General features: G+C 54.7%; 12 protein-coding genes and 1 pseudogene. 11 read left to right on the forward strand and 2 right to left on the reverse strand.

From position 1 onward, the window contains the following. Window positions 1-441, forward strand: a 441-nt coding sequence (gene rfbC / locus B3V69_RS02490) for a dTDP-4-dehydrorhamnose 3,5-epimerase (protein WP_296443474.1), incomplete at its 5' end; no start/stop codon positions are given. A gap of 39 nt (window positions 442-480) precedes the next feature. On the opposite strand, the gene B3V69_RS02495 is transcribed toward rfbC, so the two are convergent. Together B3V69_RS02495 and B3V69_RS02500 are read right to left on the reverse strand one after the other, a co-directional pair. Beyond that, window positions 481-837: a helix-turn-helix domain-containing protein gene (locus B3V69_RS02495; protein ID WP_296443476.1), complete on the reverse strand. Its 357-nt coding sequence runs from the start codon at window positions 835-837 to the stop codon at window positions 481-483. Then, the gene (locus tag B3V69_RS02500) at window positions 834-1,178 is read right to left on the reverse strand and encodes a type II toxin-antitoxin system RelE/ParE family toxin (RefSeq protein ID WP_296443478.1); all 345 of its coding nucleotides are present in this window, start codon (window positions 1,176-1,178) and stop codon (window positions 834-836) included. Before B3V69_RS02500 ends, B3V69_RS02495 begins: the two co-directional genes overlap by 4 nt. A 294-nt stretch (window positions 1,179-1,472) precedes the next feature. Here B3V69_RS02500 and B3V69_RS02505 point away from each other — a divergent pair, with 294 nt between their 5' ends. From B3V69_RS02505 to B3V69_RS02555, 10 genes and pseudogenes are all read left to right on the forward strand, one after another. Beyond that, on the forward strand, window positions 1,473-2,063 hold the full coding sequence (locus tag B3V69_RS02505; RefSeq protein WP_296443481.1) for a nucleotidyltransferase domain-containing protein: 591 nt from the start codon (window positions 1,473-1,475) through the stop codon (window positions 2,061-2,063). After that, window positions 2,041-2,235, forward strand: coding sequence for a hypothetical protein (locus B3V69_RS02510; protein ID WP_296443483.1), 195 nt, complete (start codon window positions 2,041-2,043; stop codon window positions 2,233-2,235). The genes B3V69_RS02505 and B3V69_RS02510 overlap by 23 nt, the downstream gene beginning before the upstream one ends. Next, window positions 2,236-2,358: a hypothetical protein gene (locus B3V69_RS02515; RefSeq protein ID WP_296443485.1), complete on the forward strand. Its 123-nt coding sequence runs from the start codon at window positions 2,236-2,238 to the stop codon at window positions 2,356-2,358. It begins immediately after the preceding gene. Window positions 2,359-2,787: 429 nt separating this feature from the next. Continuing rightward, window positions 2,788-3,021, forward strand: coding sequence for an antitoxin (locus B3V69_RS02525; protein ID WP_296443487.1), 234 nt, complete (start codon window positions 2,788-2,790; stop codon window positions 3,019-3,021). Then, window positions 3,021-3,419, forward strand: coding sequence for a type II toxin-antitoxin system tRNA(fMet)-specific endonuclease VapC (gene vapC, locus B3V69_RS02530; protein ID WP_349679193.1), 399 nt, complete (start codon window positions 3,021-3,023; stop codon window positions 3,417-3,419). Before B3V69_RS02525 ends, vapC begins: the two co-directional genes overlap by 1 nt. A 108-nt stretch (window positions 3,420-3,527) precedes the next feature. Beyond that, window positions 3,528-4,037 carry an acetyltransferase gene (locus B3V69_RS02535; protein WP_296443491.1) on the forward strand — a complete coding sequence of 170 codons (510 nt, stop codon included), beginning with the start codon at window positions 3,528-3,530 and terminating at the stop codon, window positions 4,035-4,037. A 158-nt stretch (window positions 4,038-4,195) separates the two neighbouring features. Continuing rightward, window positions 4,196-4,414: pseudogene (locus B3V69_RS20705) on the forward strand (hypothetical protein); the annotation flags it as partial. After that, entirely contained in the window at window positions 4,414-4,689 is a 276-nt protein-coding gene (locus tag B3V69_RS02545) for a type II toxin-antitoxin system ParD family antitoxin (protein ID WP_296443493.1), read from the forward strand. The pseudogene B3V69_RS20705 and the gene B3V69_RS02545, both read left to right, overlap by 1 nt. Before the next feature lie 449 nt (window positions 4,690-5,138). Further along, window positions 5,139-5,402: an AbrB/MazE/SpoVT family DNA-binding domain-containing protein gene (locus tag B3V69_RS02550; RefSeq protein WP_296443494.1), complete on the forward strand. Its 264-nt coding sequence runs from the start codon at window positions 5,139-5,141 to the stop codon at window positions 5,400-5,402. Beyond that, window positions 5,396-5,666 (forward strand): type II toxin-antitoxin system PemK/MazF family toxin (locus B3V69_RS02555; RefSeq protein ID WP_296443497.1); only part of this gene is annotated, 271 nt, incomplete at its 3' end. The genes B3V69_RS02550 and B3V69_RS02555, both read left to right, overlap by 7 nt.

Raw genomic sequence — 5,666 nt, forward strand, 5'->3', positions numbered from 1 at the left:
GCCCAAGTCACGGGGCTGGACGTGCAGTTTGTGCAAGACAACCACAGCCGCTCTGTCAAGGGCGTGTTGCGTGGCCTGCATTACCAGATTCAGCACCCCCAAGGCAAGCTGGTGCGCGTGACGCAAGGCGAGGTGTTTGACGTGGCGGTGGACATGCGTCGCAGCTCGCCAAACTTTGGGAAATGGGTGGGTGTGGTGCTGTCAGCTGACAATCATCGCCAGTTGTGGGTTCCCCCGGGCTTTGCCCACGGCTTCGTGGTGACCAGTGACACCGCCGAGTTTTTGTACAAAACCACCGACTACTGGTACCCCGAGTTTGAACGCAGCCTGCTCTGGAACGACCCGGCCGTGGGCGTGCAGTGGCCTATGCAAACTGCACCGCAGCTGGCGGCCAAGGATTCGGCGGCGAAGACGCTGAGTGAGGCGGAGGTGTTTGATTGATGGGTGGAGATGTGATTTCCTCGGTGGCATGGACGCGCATTACGCGATCTGTCTTTGTCGGATCTGATGCGATTCAGGTTTCCTGGGTGCTTTTGCCTTGACACCGGGAATAGGGCGGATGGTCAGACCAACGCGCATGCCCGCTCGGGTTGCCATGTTGACCAGGGCGTCAAGACTGAATTCGCCGATCTTGCCCTTGAGTAACTGATTCAAACGTGGCTGTGTCACGCCAAGCGTCTTTGCTGCGGCCGCCTGTGTTAACCCGCTGTCTTCAAACCACTTGGAAATAACAATCATGGTTTGAGAGCGCAGGAGCAAATTCTGAGATTCCTCGGCGTCGAAACCGAGATCAGAAAAGATGTTGGCACTGCCTTTGGTCACATTGAGTTCGTTCATTTTGTCTTCCTCTCGTTCACTAATTGCCGGTAGCGTTTGCTTGCCAAATCAAGGTCGGCCTTGCTGGTTTTTTGGGTCTTTTTTTCAAAGGCGTGGAGTACGTAAATTGCCTCAGAAAACTTTGCAACGTAAAGCACGCGATATGCCTTTTCAACCCTTATACGAATCTCCCTGACGCCAGCTCCAACAGTTTCCATAGGCTTCCAGTCAGTAGGTTCCTGACCTTCCTGCACTCGGCCCAACTGATGGCCAGCTTCGCGCTTCGCGTCGTAAGAGAAAGCCTTGACCGAAACAAGACTGTCGCCAAGCCACCTCGTAACTTTTTGTTGGATTCGGATCATTGGCAGAGTTTATTCTAAATTCAGTATAAATTTAGGGCTAATCGAGCAGATCGTCAAGCCCGGTGTACATCGCTGGGCCAAAAGGGGACGCTACCCTTTTTCTCACCTTTCAGTCAATTGGGATTAGATTCCAATTAATTTATGGCTTTTATGGCTGTAGCCCCCGTCAAAACTGCGTGAGTAGCTATTGTTTTTGAAGAGTATGGTGCGGGTGCTTGCGTGTTTGCAGATAGATATTACGAAGGCGCGGGAGTGTTAAGCCAATATTTGGCATGATCGTGCTAGTATCTGGCTATGTCGCTCGCCTCTTCTATTTTTTCTGACAGTCAGTCTCGGGTCTACCTATGGCTGTTTGGGCAGCCTGAGCGCAGTTACCACCTGAGTGAGTTGCGGCGCCTCACGGGCCTGGGCAGTGCTTCTTTGCAGCGGGAGCTCAATAGGTTGGTCGAATCGAAGCTGGTAAATTCGGAGCGCCTTGGTAGCTTGCGTTGTTTCCGTGCAAACCCACAAAGCCCGGTTTTTAATGAATTGGTAGCCCTGACGAGCAAGACGCTTGGCATGGTACCCATGTTGCAGGATGCATTGATGCCGTTGACACCCAAGCTGCAATCGGCTTGGGTTTATGGATCGGTGGCGAAACAAACAGACACCGCGCAAAGCGACATTGATGTGATGTTGGTTGGACGCGATCTTTTGCTGGGCGATGTCCTGGAGCGGCTGGTGCCGATAGAGGCCCAGTTAGGTCGGAAAATAAATCCCAATTTTTATACACCCGAAGAGTTTTATAGACGCCGCGATGAGCCTGACTCCTTTGTCAATCGTGTTTTGTCGCAGCCTGTCATTGCGCTAATTGGAGATGCTCATGAGCCTGCCCGCATTGGATAACCTGGTTCGTGGTTGGCCAGCTAATCGCTGGCGGGTGTTGGATTCAGCACATCAAAAAAGAAATCTGGCCGAGTACGAGGGCTACCTGGAGGTTGAGGAATCTACCATCAAAGAGTTGTGCACATTGGTGCCGAGTCTCATCGCTGATGTGCATGCGTTGATGGAACTGTAAATGGAACACCCGCGAGCCATCGTGTCGCCCAGCGCGGTGGTGGGGCAGGGCAGCGCCATCATGGCCGGTGCCATTGTGGGTACCGATGTCGGTAATTGGGGTCAGATTCCAATTAATTTATAGCTTTTAGGGCTGTAGCCCCCGTCAACACTGCGTGAGTAGCTATTGTTTTTGAAAAAATTAGTGCTCAAGTTTGGAAGTTTGCAAGTAGCTATCGCGAACGCGCGGCAGTTGCCGGGCTGAGTGCCACCGGTGTTGGTGGACGAGGGGCTGCGGCGGGCTTGTCTTGTTGTTGCCGATTGTGCTGTCGCCTTGGCGGTGCGCCTGACTTCAAAGGGGCCAGCCCTGTATTGGTCTGACCGGGTGGGGCGCAACACCTCTCCTACGGTGGCGACTCATTTGCTAAGCAACCCGGATGCGTACTTGACGCCCATCGACAGCTGACGCTGATGAAGATGCTGCTCCGGGATGGGTGTCGTATTGACCTTCGAGTTTGCATTTTCGACGACATGTGACTACCATTGGTATATATCAATTTTTAGGAGAGTGCGCATGGATACTGCACGTCTATTTCAGTCGGGTCGCAGTCAGGCGGTACGTTTGCCCAAGGAGTACCGTTTCGAGGGGGTGGAGGTCGTCGTAAGACATTTTGGTAATGGTGTCTTGTTGCTTCCGGTCAATGAGCCTTGGGCCATGCTGGACGCTGCGCTGAATGCGTTCGAACCGGGTTTTCAGATCAGCCGTGACCAACCCGCCACTCAGGTGCGCGAGGAGATAGCGCCTTGATCAGCTACATGCTTGACACCAATATTTGCATCTACATCATCAATGCCCGCCCTCCCTCAGTGTTGGAGCGCTTTCGGCGCGAGCGCTTGGGAAGTATCAGTATTTCCAGTGTGACGGCCGCAGAGTTGGCCTTTGGCGTAGCTAAAAGCGGTTCTGCGCGCAACCGCGAGGCGCTGGAGATGTTTCTGGCGCCGCTGGAGGTTCTGCCGTTTGATGCGTCTGCGATCTGGCATTATGGTGACCTGCGTGCCGCTCTGGAGCGACGTGGCGAGCCCATCGGCGCACTGGACACCATGATCGCCGCCCACGCGATGGCGTCCAACACCATCCTGGTTACCAACAACACTCGTGAATTCGCCCGTGTAGCGGGGTTGCGACTGGAGAATTGGGCGATTTGACATGATATTTAATTGGTTAATTGGTTAATTGGTTAATTGGTTAATTGGGGTCAGGTGCTGCGTGTGCCAGTGGAGGAAGGGCTGCGGCGGGCCGTGGGGGTGCGTTGCATGAAAAGACTATTTGATTTGATCGCAGGCACGTGTGCCGCGCTTAGTGGGCACGGTCGTTCCGTGGCCGAGGCCGTGTTGGGCACTACGGGCGATGTGCGCGCCTACCGGACTCATGCAGATGCGGCCATTGTGGCCATCGGCAATAACGCGCTACGCGAGGCATTGTCCAACAAGCTGCTGGCGGCTGGTTTTGAACTGGTCACCGTGGTGCACCCACGGGCCATCGTGTCGCCCAGCGCGGTGATTGGCCCAGGCAGCGCCATCATGGCCGGGGCCATTGTGGGTACCGACGCCCGGCTGGGCTGTGGCGTCATAGTCAACTGCGGGGCCGTCGTTGACCACGACGCACAGGTGCATGACTATGGCCACTTGGGTGTGAATGCCTGCGTGTCTGGCGGCTCAGTGCTGGGCCGCAGTGCCTGGATGCAAGCCGGCTCGGCGCTCGGTTATGGGGTCAAGGTGGCCGATGGCGTGGTGCTCCCGCCAGGCGCAGCGTTGATGAGTTAATTGGAGTTAGATTCCAATTGATTTATAGCTTTTATGGCTGTAGCCCTCGTCAATTCTGCGTCATTAGCTATCTTTTTTGACACCCAATGACCTTGATCCAATAGTCAACCCATGAAACGCCTCTTTGACCTCCTTTTAGCCTCCCTGGCCTAAACGCCCAGCCATTCAACATGGTCAAGTTCCGCACGATGACGAGCGCACACGGAACTGATGGTCAGTTGCTGCCCGATGCCGATCGCCTAACCGCCTTTGGACGATTTTTGCGTGCCAGCATTAGCGCTGCGAGTGAGGCAACGATGAGCAAGTTTGACAGGGTGGAAAAAATTTTGACGCTTGGCATAAAATGGCAAAAACTGCCACAAAAAGGAGCAAGCTAATGTCACTAAACATATCCTTACCAACTGAACTTGAAAACCGTGTGCGAGATCACGTGGCGTCTGGCATGTACGGCTCTGCAAGCGAAGTGATTCGTGAGGCGCTGCGCCTGTTTGAGGCCTACCAAACCGTTCAGCTTGCCAGTTTTTCGTCACTGCAAGCGGACATTGCACAGGGTATGGCCGATATCCATGCCGGTCGCGTCAGCGCCATGGACATGGCGGCAATCAAGGCGCAAGGTCGGGCGCTATTGAAGTCTAAAACTGGTGGAGCCTGATCCAGCCAGCGGCCAATCGCTTGTTGGATACCATTGATAAGGAGACCCATACGCTATTGCTGCAGCCGCTGATGGGTCGGGCACGACCTGAACTGGCCGATTGTGTGCGCATAAGCAAACCGTTCCCTCATGCCGAACCACCACAGCCATGAGCCACAGTGCTGGGCCGCAGTGCCTGGATGCAAGCCGGCTCGGCGCTGGGTTATGGGGTCAAAGTGGCTGACGGGGTGGTGCTGCCGCCAGGCGCAGCTGTAGCCCCCGTCAACACTGCGTGAGCAGCTATTGTTTTTGAATAGCTTGGTGCCGATGTTGGGTTGTTTGTAAGTAGCTATTTGAAAGGCGCGCAGCCTGTTGGGCTGGGTGCCGCCGGTTTCGGTGAACGAGGGGCTGTGGTGGTGTGTTATTGGCTAAAAAGTTATAATATTGTTATTATTTTATAGGAGCAATCCATGCTTACATCCGTGCGCCAAATTGGGAATTCCCGGGGGGTGTTGATCCCGGCCGCCTTTCTTGTGTCTTGCCAGATCGAAGATCAGGTGGATATGCAGTTGCAAGATGGCCAGATTGTGATCAAGCCAGTTCGCCGCAAACTGCGCGACGGTTGGTTTGTTCACGCGGCCGCACCATCAAAAGCTGTCTTGGCCCAAGAGAAGGTAGAGGCGCAGGACTGGAGTGACGCACCTGTTGCCGATGACAGTGAGTGGGTATGGTGAACCGGGCTGTTGTGGCCCGAGGTGATGTGTATTGGGTCAACCTTGACCCTACCATCGGCCGCGAGATTCAAAAGACGCGCCCTGCGCTGGTGGTGTCACCAGACGATATGAACACCGTATTGCCCCGAGTCATCATCGCGCCCATCACCAGTGCTGGGCGGCCTATGGGCTGTCGCCCCGAAGTGATTTTTCAGGGGAAGAATGCGCGTATTTTGTTGGATCAGGTGCGATGCGTGGACAAGATCAGGTTGGGTAAAAAAATGG

The organism is Rhodoferax sp. UBA5149, from assembly GCF_002413825.1.
Classification (GTDB): Bacteria; Pseudomonadota; Gammaproteobacteria; order Burkholderiales; family Burkholderiaceae_C; genus Rhodoferax.

What these genes read in the sequence shown, in the direction of transcription:
- B3V69_RS02525 (WP_296443487.1), top strand. Translation starts at nt 2,788, where the DNA reads ATGGATACTGCACGTCTATTTCAGTCGGGTCGCAGTCAGGCGGTACGT.
- B3V69_RS02495 (WP_296443476.1), bottom strand. Translation starts at nt 837, where the DNA reads ATGAACGAACTCAATGTGACCAAAGGCAGTGCCAACATCTTTTCTGAT.
- B3V69_RS02535 (WP_296443491.1), top strand. Translation starts at nt 3,528, where the DNA reads ATGAAAAGACTATTTGATTTGATCGCAGGCACGTGTGCCGCGCTTAGT.
- B3V69_RS02500 (WP_296443478.1), bottom strand. Translation starts at nt 1,178, where the DNA reads ATGATCCGAATCCAACAAAAAGTTACGAGGTGGCTTGGCGACAGTCTT.
- B3V69_RS02510 (WP_296443483.1), top strand. Translation starts at nt 2,041, where the DNA reads ATGAGCCTGCCCGCATTGGATAACCTGGTTCGTGGTTGGCCAGCTAAT.
- B3V69_RS02515 (WP_296443485.1), top strand. Translation starts at nt 2,236, where the DNA reads ATGGAACACCCGCGAGCCATCGTGTCGCCCAGCGCGGTGGTGGGGCAG.
- B3V69_RS02550 (WP_296443494.1), top strand. Translation starts at nt 5,139, where the DNA reads ATGCTTACATCCGTGCGCCAAATTGGGAATTCCCGGGGGGTGTTGATC.
- B3V69_RS02505 (WP_296443481.1), top strand. Translation starts at nt 1,473, where the DNA reads ATGTCGCTCGCCTCTTCTATTTTTTCTGACAGTCAGTCTCGGGTCTAC.
- B3V69_RS02545 (WP_296443493.1), top strand. Translation starts at nt 4,414, where the DNA reads ATGTCACTAAACATATCCTTACCAACTGAACTTGAAAACCGTGTGCGA.